The organism is Liquorilactobacillus satsumensis (genome assembly GCF_964065465.1).
Lineage (GTDB): Bacteria > Bacillota > Bacilli > Lactobacillales > Lactobacillaceae > Liquorilactobacillus > Liquorilactobacillus satsumensis.
Genome location: NZ_OZ061606.1, coordinates 1,693,393 through 1,714,301, shown reverse-complemented (window position 1 = coordinate 1,714,301; position 20,909 = coordinate 1,693,393). Strand labels below are relative to the sequence as shown.

General features: G+C 41.4%; 21 protein-coding genes. 8 read left to right on the top strand and 13 right to left on the bottom strand.

Annotated features, from left to right (window positions below):
• The first annotated feature begins 91 nt into the window (after window positions 1-91).
• The 3 genes from AB3Y88_RS07955 (at window position 92) to AB3Y88_RS07945 (ending at window position 2,735) form a co-directional block, all read left to right on the top strand.
• The gene (locus tag AB3Y88_RS07955; protein WP_056961664.1) at window positions 92-649 is read left to right on the top strand and encodes an ECF transporter S component; all 558 of its coding nucleotides are present in this window, start codon (window positions 92-94) and stop codon (window positions 647-649) included.
• Window positions 650-2,068 carry an ATP-binding cassette domain-containing protein gene (locus AB3Y88_RS07950; RefSeq protein ID WP_228888820.1) on the top strand — a complete coding sequence of 473 codons (1,419 nt, stop codon included), beginning with the start codon at window positions 650-652 and terminating at the stop codon, window positions 2,066-2,068.
• A 205-nt stretch (window positions 2,069-2,273) separates the two neighbouring features.
• Window positions 2,274-2,735, top strand: coding sequence for a hypothetical protein (locus AB3Y88_RS07945; RefSeq protein WP_324250763.1), 462 nt, complete (start codon window positions 2,274-2,276; stop codon window positions 2,733-2,735).
• A gap of 334 nt (window positions 2,736-3,069) precedes the next feature.
• Here AB3Y88_RS07945 and AB3Y88_RS07940 read toward each other — a convergent pair whose 3' ends face one another.
• Genes AB3Y88_RS07940 through AB3Y88_RS07930 form a run of 3 tightly spaced genes read right to left on the bottom strand, consistent with a single transcriptional unit; the run spans window position 3,070 to window position 6,350 of the window.
• A complete protein-coding gene (locus AB3Y88_RS07940; protein WP_228888816.1) occupies window positions 3,070-4,419 on the bottom strand; it encodes a serine hydrolase in 1,350 nt (449 codons plus the stop codon).
• Window positions 4,420-4,468: 49 nt separating this feature from the next.
• Window positions 4,469-5,635, bottom strand: a complete 1,167-nt coding sequence (locus AB3Y88_RS07935; RefSeq protein WP_056960400.1) for a cell wall metabolism sensor histidine kinase WalK — start codon at window positions 5,633-5,635, stop codon at window positions 4,469-4,471.
• A gap of 25 nt (window positions 5,636-5,660) precedes the next feature.
• A complete protein-coding gene (locus AB3Y88_RS07930; protein ID WP_056960402.1) occupies window positions 5,661-6,350 on the bottom strand; it encodes a response regulator transcription factor in 690 nt (229 codons plus the stop codon).
• 325 nt (window positions 6,351-6,675) lie between these two features.
• On the opposite strand from AB3Y88_RS07930, the gene budA reads away from it, so the two are divergent.
• Entirely contained in the window at window positions 6,676-7,386 is a 711-nt protein-coding gene (gene budA, locus AB3Y88_RS07925) for an acetolactate decarboxylase (RefSeq protein WP_056960404.1), read from the top strand.
• Window positions 7,387-7,640: 254 nt separating this feature from the next.
• Here budA and AB3Y88_RS07920 read toward each other — a convergent pair whose 3' ends face one another.
• The 10 genes from AB3Y88_RS07920 to AB3Y88_RS07875 form a co-directional block, all read right to left on the bottom strand.
• Window positions 7,641-8,501, bottom strand: coding sequence for a DNA/RNA non-specific endonuclease (locus AB3Y88_RS07920; RefSeq protein WP_056960406.1), 861 nt, complete (start codon window positions 8,499-8,501; stop codon window positions 7,641-7,643).
• Window positions 8,502-8,536: 35 nt separating this feature from the next.
• Window positions 8,537-9,172, bottom strand: coding sequence for a recombinase family protein (locus AB3Y88_RS07915; protein ID WP_228888814.1), 636 nt, complete (start codon window positions 9,170-9,172; stop codon window positions 8,537-8,539).
• A 512-nt stretch (window positions 9,173-9,684) separates the two neighbouring features.
• Window positions 9,685-10,686, bottom strand: a complete 1,002-nt coding sequence (locus AB3Y88_RS07910) for a YhdH/YhfP family quinone oxidoreductase (protein WP_228888812.1) — start codon at window positions 10,684-10,686, stop codon at window positions 9,685-9,687.
• A 224-nt stretch (window positions 10,687-10,910) separates the two neighbouring features.
• Entirely contained in the window at window positions 10,911-11,582 is a 672-nt protein-coding gene (locus AB3Y88_RS07905) for a type 1 glutamine amidotransferase (RefSeq protein ID WP_228888810.1), read from the bottom strand.
• A 62-nt stretch (window positions 11,583-11,644) separates the two neighbouring features.
• On the bottom strand, window positions 11,645-12,034 hold the full coding sequence (locus AB3Y88_RS07900) for a tautomerase family protein (RefSeq protein WP_054757896.1): 390 nt from the start codon (window positions 12,032-12,034) through the stop codon (window positions 11,645-11,647).
• Between the two features lie 45 nt (window positions 12,035-12,079).
• The gene (locus AB3Y88_RS07895) at window positions 12,080-12,439 is read right to left on the bottom strand and encodes a DUF488 domain-containing protein (protein WP_261909465.1); all 360 of its coding nucleotides are present in this window, start codon (window positions 12,437-12,439) and stop codon (window positions 12,080-12,082) included.
• A 296-nt stretch (window positions 12,440-12,735) separates the two neighbouring features.
• Window positions 12,736-13,017, bottom strand: coding sequence for a putative quinol monooxygenase (locus AB3Y88_RS07890; RefSeq protein ID WP_054757894.1), 282 nt, complete (start codon window positions 13,015-13,017; stop codon window positions 12,736-12,738).
• Between the two features lie 128 nt (window positions 13,018-13,145).
• Entirely contained in the window at window positions 13,146-13,718 is a 573-nt protein-coding gene (locus AB3Y88_RS07885) for a GNAT family N-acetyltransferase (RefSeq protein ID WP_054757893.1), read from the bottom strand.
• Between the two features lie 52 nt (window positions 13,719-13,770).
• Window positions 13,771-14,748 (bottom strand): alpha/beta hydrolase fold domain-containing protein, encoded by a 978-nt coding sequence (locus AB3Y88_RS07880; RefSeq protein WP_162256068.1) that lies wholly within the window; start codon window positions 14,746-14,748, stop codon window positions 13,771-13,773.
• Between the two features lie 41 nt (window positions 14,749-14,789).
• Window positions 14,790-15,215 carry a YjdF family protein gene (locus tag AB3Y88_RS07875; protein WP_054757890.1) on the bottom strand — a complete coding sequence of 142 codons (426 nt, stop codon included), beginning with the start codon at window positions 15,213-15,215 and terminating at the stop codon, window positions 14,790-14,792.
• Between the two features lie 593 nt (window positions 15,216-15,808).
• Between AB3Y88_RS07875 and tkt the strand changes: the two genes are divergently transcribed.
• Genes tkt through aroB form a run of 4 tightly spaced genes read left to right on the top strand, consistent with a single transcriptional unit; the run spans window position 15,809 to window position 20,821 of the window.
• Window positions 15,809-17,833 carry a transketolase gene (gene tkt, locus AB3Y88_RS07870; protein WP_228888806.1) on the top strand — a complete coding sequence of 675 codons (2,025 nt, stop codon included), beginning with the start codon at window positions 15,809-15,811 and terminating at the stop codon, window positions 17,831-17,833.
• 19 nt (window positions 17,834-17,852) lie between these two features.
• Window positions 17,853-18,734: a shikimate dehydrogenase gene (aroE, locus tag AB3Y88_RS07865; protein WP_228888804.1), complete on the top strand. Its 882-nt coding sequence runs from the start codon at window positions 17,853-17,855 to the stop codon at window positions 18,732-18,734.
• Entirely contained in the window at window positions 18,731-19,723 is a 993-nt protein-coding gene (aroF, locus tag AB3Y88_RS07860) for a 3-deoxy-7-phosphoheptulonate synthase (protein WP_228888801.1), read from the top strand. The genes aroE and aroF overlap by 4 nt, the downstream gene beginning before the upstream one ends.
• Window positions 19,724-19,732: 9 nt before the next feature.
• Window positions 19,733-20,821: a 3-dehydroquinate synthase gene (gene aroB, locus AB3Y88_RS07855; protein WP_228888798.1), complete on the top strand. Its 1,089-nt coding sequence runs from the start codon at window positions 19,733-19,735 to the stop codon at window positions 20,819-20,821.
• The last annotated feature ends 88 nt before the right edge of the window (window positions 20,822-20,909 follow it).

The window sequence follows — 20,909 nt, the reverse complement described above, 5'->3', positions numbered from 1 at the left end:
CAAACGTAAGCTGCCATCATTCTCATTGAGTATGGTGGCTTTTTTATACCAAACCGACCCTTTTTGTTTATCAAAAAAGGAGAGCTTTAACATGCAAACTATTGGAAAAAAGAATAAATGGTCATTACGCGATGTTATTTTTCTTGCTATCATTGCCATTTTCTTTGGAATTATTTATCAAGTTTGGAGCTACGCGTATTATGCGTTAGCGGCCACACCATTGAAGCCTTATGCAAATGACCTGACCTTGGGAGTTTGGATTATGGCCGGTCCACTAGCAGGCATTTTGCTTAAAAAAATTGGGGCTACTGTAATCGGCGAACTGCTTGCAGCAGCCGTTGAAATGCTTCTTTTTTCAAGCTGGGGTGCCGCAACTTTGATCTCTGGATTTATTCAAGGAATTGGTAATGAGTTAGGTTTTGCTGCCACTGGCTATAAAAATTGGGATAAGACCGGATTGCTCTTTTCAACAATCGGAGCAACAATTGTGACCTTTATCTGGGATTGGTTTCAGAGTGGTTACAGTGCATACCATGTTAGTCTCTTGCTGACACTCCTTGTCATTCGTTTTATCTCAATCGGTTTCTTTGCGGGAGTACTAGTTTACTGGATTAAACAATTAGTTGAAAAAACTGGACTGATGAGCTAAATGACACAATTAACGATCGCTGCTTTGAGTTTTTCATATTCGCAGCAGCAACCTGCACTTTTTAACAATTTAGATTTCAAGCTTGAACCTGGCAGTTTTAATTTGCTTGTTGGGCCTTCTGGAAGCGGTAAATCGACGCTCTTCAAATTAATGGCGGGTCTGTATCCCCAATACGGTGGCTATAAAACAAACGGGGCAGTCTTACTAAACGGCCAAGATGTCAGCACAGTTGTTCCTTTTGCACGTGCACGTAAAATTGCGCTGCTTTTTCAAAACCCAAGTAGGCAATTTGCCATGCGCACTGTGGAGGAACAGCTTGTTTTTGTGTTAGAAAATCTGCAATTTTCACAACAACAGATTACCACACGCATTAATGCGGTCCTAGAGGAATTAGACTTGACTCCCTTCAAAAAAAGAGAGCTGTTGACACTCTCTGGCGGCGAGCAGCAACGTGTGGCACTAGCAGCCGTGCTAGCAATGGACAGTGAAATTATTCTGCTAGATGAACCCTTTGCCAATGTCGATGCTCATGGAAGAGCAACGTTATTACAGGAGCTGCTTAAATTACAACAAAATCAGCATAAAACAATCATGCTTTCTGACCATGAGTTAACCGGGTATGCTGGAATTGCTGAGCATGTATATCAATTAAAAACGCCGACCTCTAGACTTGAAAAATTGCCTTTGAGTATCTTGCAGACGCTACCCACCGAAAAAAAGGTAACTACCGACCCGCAGATTTTTAATCAAGGACAGCTTTCGTGGGAAAAGCTTTCGCTTGCAACCAGAGAACGCTTACTCTTAAAAGATAGTACTTGCAGGCTGCCACAAGGACGGCTGGGCCTTCTTTCTGGTGATAACGGAGTCGGAAAATCTACTTTTTTTGCAGCTCTAGGTCAGCAAAAAAAGTATACTGGTACCATCTATTATCACGGAAAAAATGCTGCACGCGTGCGTAGGCGCAAGTGGGCCAAAACGGTTGCAAATATTTTTCAAAATAGCACCGATCAATTTATTAAGCTGCATGTTAATGAAGAACTTGAACTCTCACGTAAAAACACATTGTGGCCACAATATTGGACCGTTACTAGAATTAATGCTGCACTCACAGCTTTGCAACTTGCTCATTTAAAAGACCACGTCTGCTACCAGCTTTCGGGCGGCCAGCAAAAAAAACTGCAAGTCCTTTCAATGTTAATCATGGGCCAGCCTGTCTTGCTTTTCGACGAACCTTTCGCGGGTCTTGATGCACAATCATTGCACACACTGCTGACTTTAATCAAAGACACAGTCACTACACTTGGACTAAGTGGCTTGATAATTTCACATCAACGTCTTGGAGTGACTGAGTTCATGGATTATGAACTTCATTTTGCGAATCAAACGCTCCAGCTTGCAGGTGACTCTGATGAAAAATAAAAAAAGACTGAATGCTACTATTCTCGCTCTTATTATGCTAGGAATCGGATTACAGCTCACCTTTTCACAGAGTGTAATCTTGAATATCGTCGTCTGCATCTGTGGGCTGAGTTATCTCATATATTGCCGCGTTTCTTTCAGACTTTTAAGCCTTACATTCCTGATTGCATTTCCATTGGCTCTAGGAAGTTGGTGGTCATTTCTCGTGTTTGGCACCGGAGATCGCTGGCACAATGCCTGGATCTATGGAACTCGTGTCTACGCGTACTTAACCTTAGGAACAGCAGTTACCCTCACTGTTTCAGTTAAAGAACTGCTATTAAGCCTCTCACTGCACCTCAAGCTTTCTGCGACATTCGTGTACGGCCTATTAGCCTCCTTTAACCTTTTAGAGCGGATTCGGCTGCAATTCAAACGGATTCAATATTCGGCCCGCATGCGTGGTAAAAATTACTACCCATGGCAACCATCGCTTTACCTGCGTGTAATCATTGTGGCACTTAATTGGTCTGGCGATTTAGCTGAAGCAATGACTTCCCAAGGCTTTTCAGAAGGCTATCCTCGCAGCACTACCTTTACTGACCGCTTGCCACGCTGGCAATGGGGCTTGTGCTTTTTTCTCATCATCAGCTTTTTTGGAGCTGCTTTTATTTTACGTCCATGGTAAAAAAGCAGGTAGCTTAGTAAATTATCACTCAGAGCTTAATAGTTAAAAGTGCGCTGCAGCAGTATAAATAAAGTGAGTGTGACATAAGTCGGGAAAATTTGAGTACTAACTCGAAATTGCGAACATAGCGAGTACTTTGCGATGAGTAATTCGAAGTTAGACGGAGAATTTTGACTTATGGAACACGTTTATCCGGAATAAAATAGGAGCTGTGACAAAAGTTAAATTTTGTCACAGCCCCTATTTATTTATTGTGAATCACCGTGCCCCTAGTCAGGCTTGGAAGATTCTAAGCTTTGGAATTGCAGCTAAACCCTTACTTGCTCATGTAATCTTAAAAAAGATTAGTAAAGAAGTTTTTAATAGCCCGCCCCATAATCACAAAAATATTTGCCTTTTCAATCTTTTGCGTATTTGTCGCAGTCAATTTAAGGCTGGTAGCTCCATTCAGGTACGTTAACGGCTGCTGCTTGACTTGCAAGGAGATTGTCCCGATATTCTTATTCTTAGCTAATGGAGCCTCAAGACCACCATTTTTATATAACTTCTTATTGCCCTTCAAGCTTGCTTGCAGGGAAGCTGTTGAGAGCCCGTTTTTCAACCAAACGGCGGTTGCATTTTTAGTTACAGCTTTAGTTTTTAATTCTTTACCGTGATAAACAGGCAGTTGTTGGGCACCCTTGAAACTTTGATTTGCCTTAATCGTCGTGTAAGTAAAATTGTTGTAGACATATGACATCAGCTTTTGTGTTTGGGTGAAACGTGAAACATCAGTATCGCTTGTATGAGGCGCTCCCAGAACAACTGTGATGATCCGATGTCCATCTTTATTGACCGTCCCTGTAAAATCAGCTCCTGCACTATCAGATGTTCCTGTCTTAAGTCCATCGACTGGCAGTTCGCTGTATGCTTTTGCCAGTCCTTTAAGCATCCAGTTCCAGTTTTCCATCTCAGTCTCACTAGTCCCATTATTGAACTTCATTCTTGCAATACTAGTGGTCTTCAAGACCTCTGGATAGTCAGTTAATAATTTCTGTGAGACTAATGCCATCTCTTTTGCAGATAACTTATTTTCAGCATTAGTGGGTGCGCCAGGATACTTGGCGTTCCCAATTTCATTATTTCCGAGACCTGAAGCCGTATAGATCTCAGCATCGTTAATTCCCCAGCTCTTGAGCAATGTCCGCATCTTATCAACGAAGGCCTTTTGAGAACCAGAAACCGCATTAGCTAATGTCATGACCGCTCCATTTGCAGAATAGATCAGACTAGCTTGATATAACTGGCGAACAGTATATGTATTGCCCTTCTTTAAAGGAACGTTTGATAATGAGGTGTTTTGGCTGACTTGGTAAGAAGCATCATCTACGGAAACTTTTTGATCCCATGAAAGCTTGCCTTCTTTGATAGCCTGCAAGACTAAATAAATAGAAACCAACTTCGTCATTGACGCAACTGGCAGCAACTGACTTTCATTTTTCCCATAAATAATTTGACCAGTTTTAGCGTCGACAGCGATTGCTGCTTTGGCATCAAGCTGCAACTCCTGTGCATTTGTAGTATCCGCACTAACGGTTGTTGCACCAAAGGCCCCTGTCAGTGTAGCTGAAACTGTGGCTGCAGCCACTAAGCTCAAAAGAACTTTCTTTATTTTTTTCAATAACATTTTTTTCTTTCCTTTCAAAATTCCAAGTCTCTTCTAGAATAGCGAAAAAAGACTAGTCTGACAATGACTAATCTGCACTTTTTATCTTTTTAGGCCGCGTTAACTTAACTTCTTGGTTCACAGGCAAATGCATAATGAAACTAGTCATTTTTTTGTTAGATTCCACATAAAGATACCCGTGATGCAGTTCAACTATGCTGAGTGCAATTGCTAATCCTAAGCCACTGCCACCAGTCTCCTTAGAACGGGAACTTTCGACACGATAAAAACGGTCAAAAAGCTGTGAAAGCGCCTTTTTAGGAATCTCCGGGCCATCATTTGCAACTTCCACTACCAGTTCGCTTTCATTGACATGACCAGCCTTAAGAAAAATATGTTTGCCACCTACTCCATACTTAAGCGCATTTGTAACCAAGTTATTAAAAACTCGAACCAATTTTTCTCCATCAGCTTCCATCATAATTTTATCTTCGCTAATTTCCGTTTTAATCTCCATTTTTTTCTTATGTGCTTCAAGTTCAAAGGAGACAGCCAATTGTTCTAACAATTGTTTTAGATCAATCTTTGTTAATGAAAGCGGTGTTGCAGGTTGCCGTACCTTGGTGTATTCAAACAGATCTTCTACTAACAGTTTCATTTGCTTAGCCTTAAGAAAAGCGGTGTGCGTGTATTTAAGCAACTCTTCTTCTGAATGATACTGCTTATCCTCAATCAGCCCTAAATATCCAATGATTGAAGTTAACGGCGTCCTGATATCATGACTGACATTTGTCACAAGTTCATCCTTAGAGCGTTCAATCCGTCGTTCATCTTCCATTGCGCGCAGCGTGCTGTCCACCAGTGCATTGATGCTCGTAATTACTCGTTGCATATTTCCCTGAAGCTGAAAAGGAATCCGATGTCCCAGATGCCCATCTGCAATATAATGCAGCTCATAAATAACATGTTGCAACTGCATCTGCCGATATCTGCGAATTAATCTCCAGTACACAATGAAGATATCCGCAACCAGCATGACACACAAAAATACCCAACCCCAACTCCAAAATTGAATATGATTCGGTCCAAACGCAAGCGACATCTTGATTTGAAAAATTCCATTTGCAAGCGCCGGATTGGACTCAATCATCTGATCCAATAATACATAAATGGATAGATTCAATAATAAGAGTAGAATAACGGTCACAACACCTTCGCCGAACAGCTCACTTTTTTCACGTGCTGTGAGTTTCACTTCATTATCTCCATTTCTAATCTACTTAGTGAGATTCAACTTTATACCCTACGCCCCAGACAGTTTGAATAACCTTCTCCCCATCAGTTGCTTCTTCAATCTTGTCACGCAAATGACTGACATGTACCATCACAGTCTTAGCAGAAACAACTGACTCCTGCTGCCAAACGCGTTCAAAGATATCATCTGCAGAAAACACACGGTTAGGATGACTTGCTAAAAGATAGAGAATCCCAAATTCAAGCGCAGTCAACTGAATGGACTTGCCATCGACTGTCTCGACTTCATGTGAATCTTTCTTAATAATTAGCGGACCAATTTCGAGTATATCAGGAACATCATTCTTAACATCGTGCTGTGCACGGCGTAGCAAAGATTTGACCCGGGCCATCACTTCCAGCGGATTAAATGGTTTAGTTACATAATCATCAGCGCCTTGAATTAACCCTTGAATCTTGTCCATGTCACTTGTCTTAGCCGAAAGCATCAAAACCGGTAATTGTGAATCCTTTCTAATCTCTTTAATCACTTCAATACCATCAACTTGCGGCATCATAATGTCTAAGATCATTAGCGCAATATCTGGGTTAGTGTTAATTTTCGTGAGTGCTTCTTTACCATTGTATGCCTTTTCAACCTCGTATCCTTCATTTTTAATGTAAATACTCAGCAATTCTACAATATCTTTATCGTCATCTACAACCAAAATTTTCATAATAATTGCTCCTTAAAAGTTTCTATTTCCTCCATGCCACGGTTACCAATTTCACGCAGCACCCTGTCGCAGTCTTTCCTGCCACATTTCATATTATTAATTGTAACAAACTACATGCTTATCGTATCTAAAGAATTATTTAAAATCAAGGCGTATCCCTTAATAGCAAAAGGTTTTACCAACTTTTTCATACAAAAATCACAAACAGATAACTTTTGTCTTTTATACCTTAAAATTCACTAACTATGTTATTATCTTTTATGGTAGCAGTTGTCTGAACTTTTCTTGCTCGTTTAGACAAAATTTTTAGGAGGCAGAATAAACAATGAAAAAAACAAATGTTCTTTACCAACATGGGACGCTTGCATTACTAGTCCCTGGCCTGCTTGCAGGAACACTAAAAATGGAAGATTTATTGAAACATGGTGATACAGGAATTGGTACTGGTGAAGGACTTGATGGCGAATTGATTATCTTAGACGGAATTGCATATCAAGTTGATAGTGCCGGAAAAGTAAACTTGGTATCCCCAGAATTCACAATGCCCTTTGCCAACTCTCATTACGCTGACTATCAAAAAGTAACCACAATTGCGAATGCTTCACCTGTAGATTTTGAAAAGGCTGCACTCCAAGGCAGACCTAATTCCAACACCTTCTTTTCTGTCCTTGTAAAAGGAACGTTCAGTTACATGAAGACGCGTGCAGTCGTTAAGTCTGAACGTCCTTTTTCAACTTTAGCCGAAACTGCACAAAAACAAAGCATCTTTGAAGCCAAGGATGTTACTGGTACCTTTTTAAGTTACTATTCACCTGCCCTTTTCAATGGAGCAGCTGTTGCTGGCTACCACAATCATTTCTTAGCTTCAGATCATTCAATCGGCGGACATGTTCTCGATTTTAAGATTGCAGAAGGCACTCTGTTTGTTCAAACCTTCGATACGCTTGAGCAGCACTTGCCGGTCGACAATTCAGAGTTTAGTGCACATGATTTTTCAAAAGATGACATTGCTGGAATAATTTCACAAGTCGAATAAAAAAAGGGCTGTGACAAAAGTTAAATTTTGTCACAGCTCCTCTTTTATTCCGGCTAAACGTGTTCCATAAGTCAAAATTCTCCGTCTAACTTCGAATTACTCATAGCAAAGTACTCGCTATGTTCGTAATTTCGAGTTAGCACTCAAGTTTTGTAAGGCACTTCACTTATGTCACACTCTCTATTTATTTTGCAATCTGCGTATTAATGAGTTTTAGTAGCTGGACGCTGTATCTTTAATTGCAAATTTCCAGCTTAATAATTATGAAATCGCGGTGTACTTGGCGGTGAAGGAACCTTCATTTGTTTATCAATTCGTGAACGCCCTGTTGCGTAATCAAAGGTCACACCTGGCTGAACGTTAAAAATAAAGACATTAAAATTTAAACTGCCATCATCTGAAATGGCCTGCAATTGAACTCCCCGGGCCATTAGTTCATTCCCTCGAAAAATTGCATGCGCGGCAAAAATCACTTTATGCCCTCGCCTAAGTGCATCTCTAATTCGGCTTTCGTAAATTGTTTGGATTTTTTGATTTGAAAAAGCTGTTTGTGTAAATAAATTTTTGGGATTATTCTGATCTCCACTTTCTAAACTGGTATCATATTGCCCATTGCTTGCAATTCCCTTTGAGAGCGAATACGCAATTAAATGACCACGGTTAATAATCGGAGTTTTATTTACATACTTCTGATGCCAACCAGTTGGTTGAACATATTGCCGTTCGCGCAAAAGATCATTTGCAAGATTGCGCGCTTCTAAATATGCCGTATTAACATTTGCAGTTCTATTTAAATTATCTAAATTACTATAATTAACCTGATTAGTGTGCCAATCAGCAAAATTTAAAGTACTGCGATCGTTATTAACATTAATAACCGCACTTTTGCCAGCAACGTAATCCAGATTGACCAAACTGGATTCTGTCGTGTTATTAATTGTATCTTCATTGCTATTTGCGCTCGAAGCAGTCTTTGCTGTTGTCCCCGCGATAGTAAAAGATGCATCTAGTCTTTTTTCAAGCTTTTGCCAATTTTGCGTGAGGCCAAAGACCATCAAGACAATCAGCATACTGATTAGACTTACTTTTCTTTTTCCCCTACCCCTTTTTGCCATTAAACCCCAACACTCACTTTCTTGTAATTCTGCAACTACCTTCTTTTATTTTTAATACTAGCAGTTAAATCACGTTTGATATTATAGACTGTCTGTCTTGTCACACCCGCTTTACGTGCAATTTCGCTGATAGAAATCCTTTCTCCGCGTGCCTTTTTGGCTAACAGCCTTTGAATCAGTTCAAAAACAAGTCTCTTTTGCTGATTGTGTACATTTGCAGCATATTCCACCTGTTTTCCCTTGTAAATTCCGTGTTTTTTGGCAAGTTCGATCCCTGCTTGCCGTTTAGTTTCAAGCATTTTTTGTTCTTGGGCTACAAGATATTCTTGCATTTCTAAAACTAACTTCGTGAAAACCCTCTTTTGCGCTGAACCTTTGGCCTGCTTAAATGCTGGCAGGTCAAGAATATCCAAAGTTGCGCCCTTTTCATAAATACCCTGAATAATTTTAACCAGTTCCCGCGGAGTCTGTCCTAAGTGCTCAAGACTGGCAATCACAAGTTCGTCGCCTTCTTTAATCTCCAACAACAGTTGCTGTAAATACTTTTTTTCAAACTTCCCCACAATTGCTGCTTCTAAGTAAAATTGCTTGGCTCCTATTTTTTTTAATAATTTGTTTTGCTGTATTCCTTTTTCCACAGCAGCATCTGTGCGTAAATACCCGATCCTCACTTTTTATTCCTTTCTTGTTAGATACGTATATTAGACACTTTTTACAAAATAAAAGTAACTTGAACATTGATCGTTTAATAATGTCGCTTATCTTCTACAAGTATTTTACAAAATACACTTTAGTAATTAACTGTTCTGAGCTGAGGAGAAACTTCCGCCTAACTTCGAATTACTCATAGCACACGTGAGCTCGCGTTAACATTCAAATTACCCTTGCACTGTTTCTCTAATAAGTTAGTTTACTATATAACTGCTGAAAATAAATACTTTTTATTCAAAAGAATGCGCTCATCGAATTGTCCTCCCAGTCAAGAAGTTTGGCATACCAACTGTAAATTACAAATCCAATTTAGCCCTAATATATGAACGCCTCGCACTTAAATGCAAAAAGGCTGGCTACCAAACCTGTTTAATTAGCCCATTTCCAGCTAAATCAAACTATAAATTCTATCGCAGCCAGCGCATTCCCTTTGCAGCCAGATTCAAATGCTTCAAGCCTGCTTGATAGTTCACTATTTTGCTGCATCTAAGGTGTGATCAAGCACCACAATCGTTCTACCATAATGATGTCCCAGTTTCAGTTTCTCAAGCACAGTTGGAACCTCAGCCAAGTCAATCTCGTTATAGAGCAATTGGTTTGCAACATTCCATTTATTGGCTAACAACTGCCAAACTTCTCTTCGTTGAACCTGAGGATAATTAACAGAATCAATCCCTACTAGCCGAACTGCACGCAAAATAAATGGTAATACATTCGTCGCTAATGCCACTCCACCTGCATTCCCACAAAGAGTCATTGCCCCTTTGTAGCTAATCTTTGGGAGTAAAGCGGCCGCCACTTCCCCGCCGACAGTCTCCAAGACATAGTCAAACCTTTGACGTTCAAGTAAACCGTGCTTCAAAATTTCAGTAGCCTTAATGACTTGCTGTGCTCCCAAAGATGTTGCAAGTTCAACCTGGTAATCTTTTCGGACAAGTGCATGCAGCTTAGTGAATCCCAAATGTGCTAAAATGCGGGTTGCAACACTGCCGACACCGCCTGTCGCTCCTGTGATTAAAAGATTACTATCCTGTTGCAGACCTGCATGCAAGAGTTCTTTAATTGATAATGCGGCCGTCAAGCCAGCAGTTCCAAAAAGCATGGCTTGTTTTAATGACAAGCCATCAGGCAATTTAAGCAGCCAAGCAGCCGGAAGACGAGCGATTTCCGCAAAGCCCCCGGTATGGTTGACTCCTAGTCCATACCCGGTTGCCAGAACATGATCTCCCGGTTTAAAACTGGAATCAACAGAAGCCAGGACAACACCACTTAGATCAATTCCAGGGATCAGCGGATAATTTTTAATTACCCCACCGTCTTTTTGAAAAGCAAGCATGTCTTTATAGTTCAGTGAAGAATATGCGACTTTAACCAATACTTCTCCGGCTGATAGAGCTTGCAGTTTAACGGTTCTTAAACTACAAGTAACTTGATCTTCTTGCGCATTTAAAACAAGTGCTTTAAATTTGTCCATCTATATGTTCCTTTCGTCTGATTGAAAGCTGTTTTCTCAAAATTGCAAACCAACTGACTTTAGTTTGAAACAAGCAACTTACCTGCATTCTTAAAAAAAGACCAACAAGTTTAATTACATTAAATTTTATTGTCGCAGTACACGGAAATACTTAAAAAATAAGGATTAGATCGCAAACTAAAATTCGACCTAATCCTTAGAAATTGTCCATTGCTGCCATATCACTATTTAGGTGTCACTAATGCATCTAATAACGTAAACAGCAGTTGCTGGTTTTTAACAGGCGGAACTTGCAAAGCAATTTGGGTAGCATCCTGATTTAAGACAGACCCCTGGACAAACGCCGCATCGTTGGCAACGACTCCTTGTAAGGTCTCCTTTGTCGTTTCCAAATGAAATTGCAATCCTAGTGCACGCTTTAAGCAAAAGCCCTGATTTTTCCAGAATTGGCTCGCAAAAAGGCGCTGGCCATTTTTCGGTAAAGTAAATCCTTCACCATGCCAATGTAAAACCTCATATTGTGGTGCAATTTGTAGTCTTTCTTGTCCCAAAGTCGTCGTCTGAATCTTACCCCAGCCGACTTCTTTGGGAGTTGAAACAATTTGTGCATGAAAAGCCTTGGCTAACTGTTGTGCTCCAAGACAGATCCCAAACATTGGTTTATTATCCGCTACTACTGCTTTAATTAAGGCTCTTTCCTGCACAAGCCATTCCTCAGGATCGTTGGCGCTCATCGGCCCACCTAAGACTACCAAAAAATCAACTGCTGCAGCTGGTGGTAACGGTTGCTCTGCAAAAATTCTGATCACTTCAAGTGGATAATTATGCAGTTGCGCCCATTTTGTAATTGCTCCTGGTGCCTCGAAAGCTACGTGCTGTATCACCGTTATTTTCAATTGTTATCACCTAGTTATTAAATTCCTTGACGACCTGCCTTTGATTAACGGCTGTCTTGTTACTATAATTCACCATTCAAAAATTGAGTCTGACCATTGCCAAAGCTCCAGTCATCATCATTGTTTGAAACCAGACTGAACATAACGTCTTCTTTCCGTAAACCGAGTTCTGCATGCAGACGTTCAACTAAGCGGCGATAAAAATTACGCTTATCTTTAGTTGAGCGTGGACGTGAAGTCAGATTAATCACAACCACATCTTTAGTACGTTCGATTCCCAAACCCGTGTCTAAAATCTGCATTTCAAACGGTTCATGCTGTGTCAGAATCTGATAACGGTCTCCTTCTGGGGTATGCAGTGTCTCTCCTTGTACTTCATAAGCAATCTTAAGCAATTGCTTTAAATAAGCTTCATCGTGCCCCTTGAGCACATCAACTCGCATTAATGGCATTTAATTCATCTTCCTTTCTTTGTTCCTTTATATTATATCAGAGTACTATTCAATGTTTTGTAAATATTCCGCTAAAACAGCTGCTTGATTATGTTCAAGGTCTTTGGCACCAAAAAGCAAAATCACATCTTGTTTTTTTGTTTGTTCTTTCACAATTTTTAAAAATTCATTTTTATGTGGATTTTCAGCTATTTCGTTTAAATAACGCTGCTTAAATTCTGCAAACTTCTCTGGTTCATGCCCGTACCACTTGCGTAGTTCATTAGAAGGTGCGATTTCTTTAAACCACAAATCCAGATGAGCATTAACTTTAGAAATTCCGCGGGGCCACAGCCGGTCAACCAAAATACGATAACCGGTTAAATCAACTGGTTTAGTATATATTCGTTCTTTTTTGATTTGCATTTTTTCTTCCTCCAACATCTAAAGCTCAGAAAACTCCTCTTTTAAAATAACGCATCCACCGAATTTTAACCAGCAACTAACTATCATACTCACACCTAAATAAAAAACTTTTCACACTAGTTTCAGCCGACCGCCGAAAATTAGTGTAAAAAGCCTCTTACTCTTATAAGTGAAAATCTATTTTTGCAAATATCCATTAAAGCAGCTGCATCAATACCTTGAATTAATAACCTACTCGCGCTGCTTATAAGATTTATTCAAGCTACTCCTGCATTTGCTTATTTCACTAAAACTACCTAAACAGTCATTCTTATTATTTCCGGCTCATGTATCAAATAATCATTCACATGTGCCAAAAACTTTTGAAAATGGGGCGTCGCATTATGTTCCTCCACAGCCGCTGCATCCTTCCAGTGTTCAATGATTTCATATTCGGCAGTACAATTTAACTTCTTAAAGTGCCCATAAGAAAGATTCCCTGGCTCTTTGGCAGAATTAACTACCAGCTCGTTAATAAAAGCTTCATAGTCAGCTTGTTTAGCTGGGTCCACCTGTAACGCAACATTAATAATCTTCATTTAAAAAATCCTCCATCTATCTAATTAAAGCATTCATAAAAACTAATAAAAAAAGCTTCTTTTCAATTATAGTAGCAATTATCACAAGATGCCATTTTATTTTTAATTTGCAGTTAAAGGATACTATATTACTCTTTTTTCTGCAGGCGATTTTGCATTTTTTCCCATTCTGCCTGCAATAACACATACTGGTTTTCGTCATGAAAACCATCGAGCAGTTTTTCATTTTGAACTAAGCGTGCCTCCAACCTGAATCCTGTCCTTTTGGCAACTGCATTGCTCGGTTGGTTATCAACAGCTGCGCGAATAATTATCCGGTTAAGGTCATACTCTAAAAATCCCAGTTCGCAAATTCCTTGCACAGCAGCTGTAATAATTCCCTTTCCACGAGATGGTTTGCCCAACCAGTAACCAATATCAGCACTCTGATTAGTCTGATTAAACTGGTTAAAACTAATCATTCCTGCAATTGTTTGTCGTTCCCAAATAACCAAATTTAGAGATTTTTCTTTTGCATAATTAAGCTTAACGTGTTTTAAAAAATTCTCTTCGTCTTGTGCATTCTTTAGCGCATCAACCCAAGGCAAAAAGCGCCGCAAGTTTGCACGATCAGCATCCACCAGTGCAAACAATCCCGGTGCATCTTTAATTGGACGCGGTAAAGCCAGCCGCAGATTTTTGCTTACCTCATAGGAAAACATTACTTTCACCTCTCAAAAATATAATTTTATTTTTTTACGAAAATGAATTTCACTAGTCACAATGCCGTATTATCCGCGAAATTTGTCTGAGTGCATCTCCTGCTTCTGGAATAGGAAACAATGGAAATACATGCAGCATCTGCGGATATGTAAAAGTTTTAATTCGTAAATTCTGGGCAGTTGCAAGGCCTTGGAGGCGCAATGCATCCGCATGCAAAATATCATGGGTTCCGGTAAAAACATAAATTGGCGGCAAATTTTCCAAATTACCATAAAGCGGGCTGACAAGCGGATCTGTGGTTGCCAAATTTCCTGCATATTTTCTTCCGCGCAGCTTTAAATCATGAGCACACAGCAGTGGATCATTTGGCTGAAGTGCCTTGATTTCCGGAAAATCGGTATTAATATCTAGCCATGGTGAAATCAGGAATGCGGCTTGTGGTAAAGATAACCCCTGCTTATACAGTTCTTGCATAAACGATAATAGAAAGCCCCCACCAGCTGAGTCGCCCATAAAAATAATTTGTTCTGGTGCAAGTTGGTCCTGCTCAAGTAATATGCGATAGACTCCCAGAATCATTTGGTGAACCTCAAGCGCATTATGTGCTGGTGCTTTAGGGTAGATCGGCATGACGACTCTGGCATTTAGCTCCTTTGCCAACTTATAAAGCATCTCAAAATGGAAAAAAGCTGGTTGTCCCCAATATGCTCCTCCATGAACGTAAAAAATAACTCTGCCGCCTGCATTGCTAAAGCGGGAAAGTTCAAGCACATCGTCCATTCCAGCTAATGGATGAAAACCAAAAAGGGTCTTAATTTTATGCGGAAGTTCATATTTCTGACGGCTGCGCAGGTCTTCTTTATGATACTCACGTTCATTATTAATTTCTGGAAAAGGTTTAGTGGCCCAAAAGACTTTTTCCAGCAGCCAGCTGCGTTGACTCTGCCCTTTCTTTAGTGCTTGATACTTGCTATAAAGTCCTCCAGCTGCTAATGCTGTTACCAAAACCCCTGTTTTTTTTCGTTGCAAAATCCGTCCTTCTTTCAAATAAAGCATATTATATTACACAATTAGTGTCCTCGCCTTTTTAATCTACGTTTTTGCTGTTTTTTAATAAACAGCGCGTGCGCAAATTCCTGTGTGCGTTTGCGCTGACACTTTTTATGCACACTTTTTTGCTGCTCTCGTTGTTTTTGCAAGGCAACTTGAGCTTTTGTCCCGATCCCCTTTTTTGAAGACTTGCGGACCAGCCGTTGCAGTCGTTTGGGATTTATCTTTTTCTGCGGGTGAGTCTCAACCGTACTTTGCTGAAAGAAATCAATTGAATCCCAGCGTTCATTTATTAACTGAGCAAGTCCAGTTATTTTTGGTTCTGTTGGTCCTAAATTTACCTGTCCGATCTCATAAAGACCTGCAGAATATCTTTCAAAGACTGCCTTGTAAAAGGGTGGATCAAAACTGATTGTTAACTGGCTACGTACAACATTATTATTCATAGCAAGTTTCCTCCTTTAGTTTTACTAAAGAAAGTTGGACAACCAAGGAGGCAGGTTACTGATAGCACTGAGCTATGTCCGGACTACCGACCGAACCGTGTTTTTACTTTCAAGTCATGTTAATTGTAACACGTTAAAGAAGTGTCGACAGTCAGCGTTCAACCGCCGTTTACTTGCGTCTTACAGTCACAGACTAAACTTTGAAAATTGATGCTTGACAACCACCAAATAACAATATATACTTGCCGCATTAATTGTTAACTCATCGTTTTATAATTTTATCAGGAGGATTTCATAATGAACTTACGAAAAGCACACACAAACATTAATCGATTTTATTATTACTGGTTTATCGAGTAATGTCCGGGTCACATTTGATGCGGGCATTACGTCCCGCATCGAATGTGACCAGTAATTTTTCGTACGTTGAATTATGCAGGCCACATAGATGCTAACAGCATTGTGTGGCTTTTTCTCAGTCCAAAATTCGGCAGATTTCTGCTGCTGAAATAGAGAAAAGGACTCATGCAGTGCTGACTGCATGAGTCCTTTTGTTTTGGCAACAACTACTTTGACGAATGGAGGAATTGACAATGAATAATCATGATACACGGCTTGACCAGTTAGCAATCAATAATTTAAGAATGCTTAGCGTAGAGATGATCGAGAAAGCTGGCTCTGGGCATCCAGGACTGCCGCTTGGAGCAGCACCAATGATGTGGTGTTTGTGGAGTCGCCATTTACGAATTGATAACAGTAATCCACGCTGGTTCAATCGCGACCGCTTTATTTTATCTGCTGGACATGGTTCTGCTTTACTCTACAGTATGCTGCATCTCAGCGGTTTTGACCTCACCACTGCTGACTTGCAGCACTTTCGCAAATACGGCAGTCGAACACCCGGTCATCCGGAACATGGGATCGTTCCCGGTGTAGAGGCTACAACTGGTCCCTTAGGTCAAGGCTTAGGGATGGCTGTTGGAATGGCACTTGCAGAACGTTACTTAGGTGCCAAATACAACAAGCACGCTAAGTTAGTCGATCATTATACCTACGCGTTAGTTGGAGACGGTGATCTGATGGAAGGAGTTTCTCATGAAGCCGCCAGTTTTGCTGGAAAGCAGGAGCTCAGTAAATTGATCGTTTTGTACGATTCTAATGGTATCTCACTTGATGGTCCTACAAGTCGCTCATTCAAAACTGACGTTTGTGCCCGTTTTGCTAGTTATGGGTGGGATACCCACCTAGTTGAGGACGGAAATGATCTAGATGCCATTGATCATGCTCTCCAAAAAGCGAAGGAAACTGCCACCCCAAGTCTAATTGAAATCCGTACGACGATTGGTTACGGTGCACCGCATGCTGGAACTAACCAAGTGCACGGAACACCTCTTGGGGAAGCGGGCTTAAAAAGCTTACGTCAGCATCTCCACTGGACGGCTGCTCCGTTTGCTGTCTTGCCTGAAGTCGCCCAAATTGCCCGGCAACGCGTGAGTCAACGCGGCCAAAGCGCAGCCCAAGAATGGCATCAGCAAATCTCCAAATTAGGCCAAACTCATCCTGAAGATCTTGAAAATTTCAAAAAACTGATCTGCAACCCAGTCTCTGACTTACGGGTCACCCTAGAACATTATGACAGCGGTGCGGAATCTGGACGTGATACGAGTAGCAAAGCAATCCAAAACCTGGCACAGCAAAATACCAATCTCGTTGGTGGTTCTGCTGACTTAGCTTCGTCTAACCGAACAACGATTGCAAAGAGCCCCTTAATGACGCCTCAGCACCCAACGGGCAGAAATATTGCCTTTGGTGTCCGTGAATTTGCGGAAGGGACAATTTTAAACGGAATGGCTTTACATGGAGGCTTACAAGTTTTCGGTTCGACTTTTCTCGTTTTTTCTGACTACTTGCGTCCTGCAATTAGATTAGCGGCGTTACAGCACCTCCCAGTTACCTACGTCTTCACGCATGATTCCTTGGCAGTCGGTGAAGACGGACCAACCCATCAGCCAATCGAACAGTTAATGAGCTTGCGTCAAATTCCAAACGTTGAAGTTTTTCGTCCTGCCGATCCAAATGAAGTCATGGCAGCTTGGAATCAAGCAGCCAATTCAATGGACCATCCAACTGTTTTAGTCTTATCTAGACAGCAATTAGCTGTATTACCGACGACCGCGAATTCTGCTGAGCAAGGCGTTGATCATGGTGGCTATATCTTGTCCCCGCAACATGGGCTCACTCCAGATGGAATTTTGCTGGCCACTGGTTCAGAAGTTGCGCTGGCTTTACGTGTCCAACATAGCTTGTTACAACTTGGACAGGATGTCAGTGTTGTTTCCATGCCTTCAATGGAGCGCTTTGTCCGCCAAACGCGACAATACCAAGAAATGGTGCTGCCATCTCAGGTCAGGCGGCGCGTTGCACTCGAACTCGGTACGACCCAAGGCTGGGAACGGTTTGTCGGTCTTGATGGCGCAGTCGTCGGACTTGATACTTTTGGTGCCAGCGGATCCATGGAAGAGTTATTGCAGGCAACTGGTTTCACGCTTGAAAGGATCATTCAGATCTACCAAAAAACACACACTGATAGCAATATTCGGTTATCAGTCATTGGATAATTATAAATGGAGATTAGTCATGGAATTTAACGGCAATACTGAACTTTACGGTTTTATCGCACATCCTGCACATCATAGTTTGTCACCGCTAATGCACAACTTAAGCTTTCAAAAAAGAAAGATAAACGCGTGCTATCTAGCATTTGATATTCAGCCACCTAATTTTGCAACAATTGCAGCTAGTTTCCGCGCTTGGGGGCTTAGTGGTGCTAATGTTTCGATGCCCTATAAGCAACAGTTCATCCCTTACTTAGATGAACTAACTCCCCGAGCTCAGCGCATTAATGCTGTCAATACAATCAAAAATACTCAAGGCCGTCTAACTGGCGACAGCACTGATGGAGCAGGTCTTTTTGCAGATTTAAAAGCTCGTGGCTTCAAAACCCATGGCAAAACTGCAATGATTTTAGGTGCTGGTGGTGCAGGCCGTGCAATTATTGCAGCGGCAGCAGACTATAATCTGCAAAAAGTGTTTGTCTGCAAACGGCCGAATCAGACCTTTGCACAGACAGCCGCTTGGCTAGAAACGCTTAAGCACCAAACAGAAACAGACTTTGAATTACTGAATTATCAAGACTCAGAAAAAATCGCAACCTGCCTGCAAGAAAGTGAGTTACTGGTGAATGCAACAAATGTCGGTATGGATCAGCAGCACTTACCGCTTGCAGCAACAATTCTATCCAGTCTTTCGCAGAAACAGTTTGTCTATGACATTATCTATCAGCCATTAGAAACTCCTTTGCTGAAATTAGCGGCTGCTCATGGCTGTCAATGCAGCAATGGTATTGGAATGCTTTTATGGCAAGGCGCACTTGCATTTGAATTCTGGACAGGGCAAACAATGCCTGTCACCTCGGTCAAACAAGCTCTATTAGCAGAAATTAGGAGGAGAACAATATGATTATCGTTTTAAAAGAAAAGGTCACAGAAAATATCGCACGCTTGCAACAACTCTTTGCAGACAGGAAACAGGTTTTTGTTCATAAAAATCGGGTGGCTTTGCTTGCAGTTGAACCGTCAGAGATACCAGCAGACATTCGGGCTGCAGCCAGTGAAATCATTCCAAAGACTCCCGCTGCTGTTCAAGCTAGCCGCCTCTTTCATCCTGAAGATACTGTAATTAAAACTGCACATTCAGTAATCGGAGCTGGGGGTCTCACTCTGATGGCAGGTCCGTGTTCTGTCGAGAGTCGTGCACATATTTTAAAGATGGCCGCTGTTGCGAAAAAAGGCGGGGCAACCGTTCTACGTGGAGGAGCCTTCAAGCCCCGGACCTCGCCCTACTCTTTCCAAGGGTTAGAAGAAGAAGGACTGCAATATCTGCGTGAAGCAGCCGATCAAAATGGCATGGATGTTATCACAGAAGTTATGGATGATGAGCATGTTGAACTGGTCGCCAAGTATACTGATATTTTCCAAATCGGTGCCCGTAACATGCAGAATTTCTCTTTACTGAAAGCCGTCGGAAAGACCCAGATTCCGGTTGCATTGAAACGTGGAATGTCTGCAACCCTTGATGATCTGCTGAATGCTTCTGAGTACATTGCAGCTGGTGGTAATCAGCAAATTATGCTGGTTGAACGAGGAATTCGAACGTTTGCTAATAAATATACACGTAATACTTTTGATGCCGCGGCCATTCCTGTTTTACAACAACTAACTCATTACCCAGTAATTGCTGATCCCAGCCATGCAGTTGGTCACTGGGATCTGGTCACACCATTAGCTGTTACTGGAGTTGCCGCAGGTGCTGCCGGACTACTCGTTGAAATTCACGATGATCCAGAACATGCTTTATCTGACGGTCCGCAAGCACTTAAACCGGGAAAATACCTGACAATGGCACAACATGCCAAAGAAGTTCATCAAGTTCTTGCTGCTTGGAAGTAGGTGGTACCTGTGACACAAACAATTAAAGTTGAGACCCGCTCCCATCCATATACTGTAAAAATTATCTTTCAAGGATTAAGGCACCTAGAAACTCATATTAGTCGGGTCTGGTCAAAGCGCCAAATCGTGATCATCACCGACGAGCATGTTGGTCCATTGTATGCACAACAGGCTTGTGCACACTTGAGCGCTGCCGGTTATCCCACAAAAGTTTTAACCATTCCAGCCGGTGAACAGAGCAAATCATGGTCTCAACTAGAAAAAGTTGTTAACCAATTAGCAGCCTGGCACTTGAGCCGTACAGACGGGATTATCGCTTTGGGCGGTGGAGTTGTCGGTGATCTCGCCGGTTTTGCAGCTTCAATCTACTTGCGTGGAATTGCTGTTATCCAAGTTCCAACTTCGTTACTAGCACAAGTTGACAGTTCGGTAGGCGGAAAAACCGCAATTGATCTGCCTGCTGGTAAAAATTTAGTAGGAACTTTCTATCAACCTGACTTTGTTTTAATCGATCCAGCTGTGTTACAGACTTTACCGCAGCGTTTGTTAGCTGAAGGTTATGGCGAAATTCTAAAATGTGCCATCATGGCTGGCAGCGACTTTTGGAACCTCACAGCACATATTCAAAGTTGCACTGCGCTGTTGCAAGCGGCACCGCAGCTCATCAGTGCAAGTGTTAGTTTCAAGACCGCTGTGGTTACTGCAGATGAAACAGAAACACAACAACGTCAATTGCTTAATCTAGGACATACGGTAGGACATGCAGTCGAGATAGCGGCAGCAGGACGCCTCTTTCATGGAGAAGCAGTTGCAATCGGTTTGTATCAACTTACTCGCTTATTTGAAAAAAAGCAACTTACTCCAAACGGCACTTCTACCTTGCTGGCCCAACGTTTGCAAGCCCTTGGACTGCCTCTTGCTGATCCCGCATTGGAAACACCTGCTTTTTATCAAGCCTTGCAGCATGACAAAAAACTCAAACAGCAGCAACTCACCTTAATCTATCTAAAAAAGATTGGTCATCCTGCTTTTTATGAACTTCCGCTTGCCGAGGCAATGACATGGTTTAAACACGAATTGCCACAACGGTCCCATTAGCAGGTTTGCTAACGAGCAGTCTTTTTCAATCGGAAAATTTTTTCATTAAAAACGTTAATATGTATAGCTTTATCCTCATAGTTTCTTA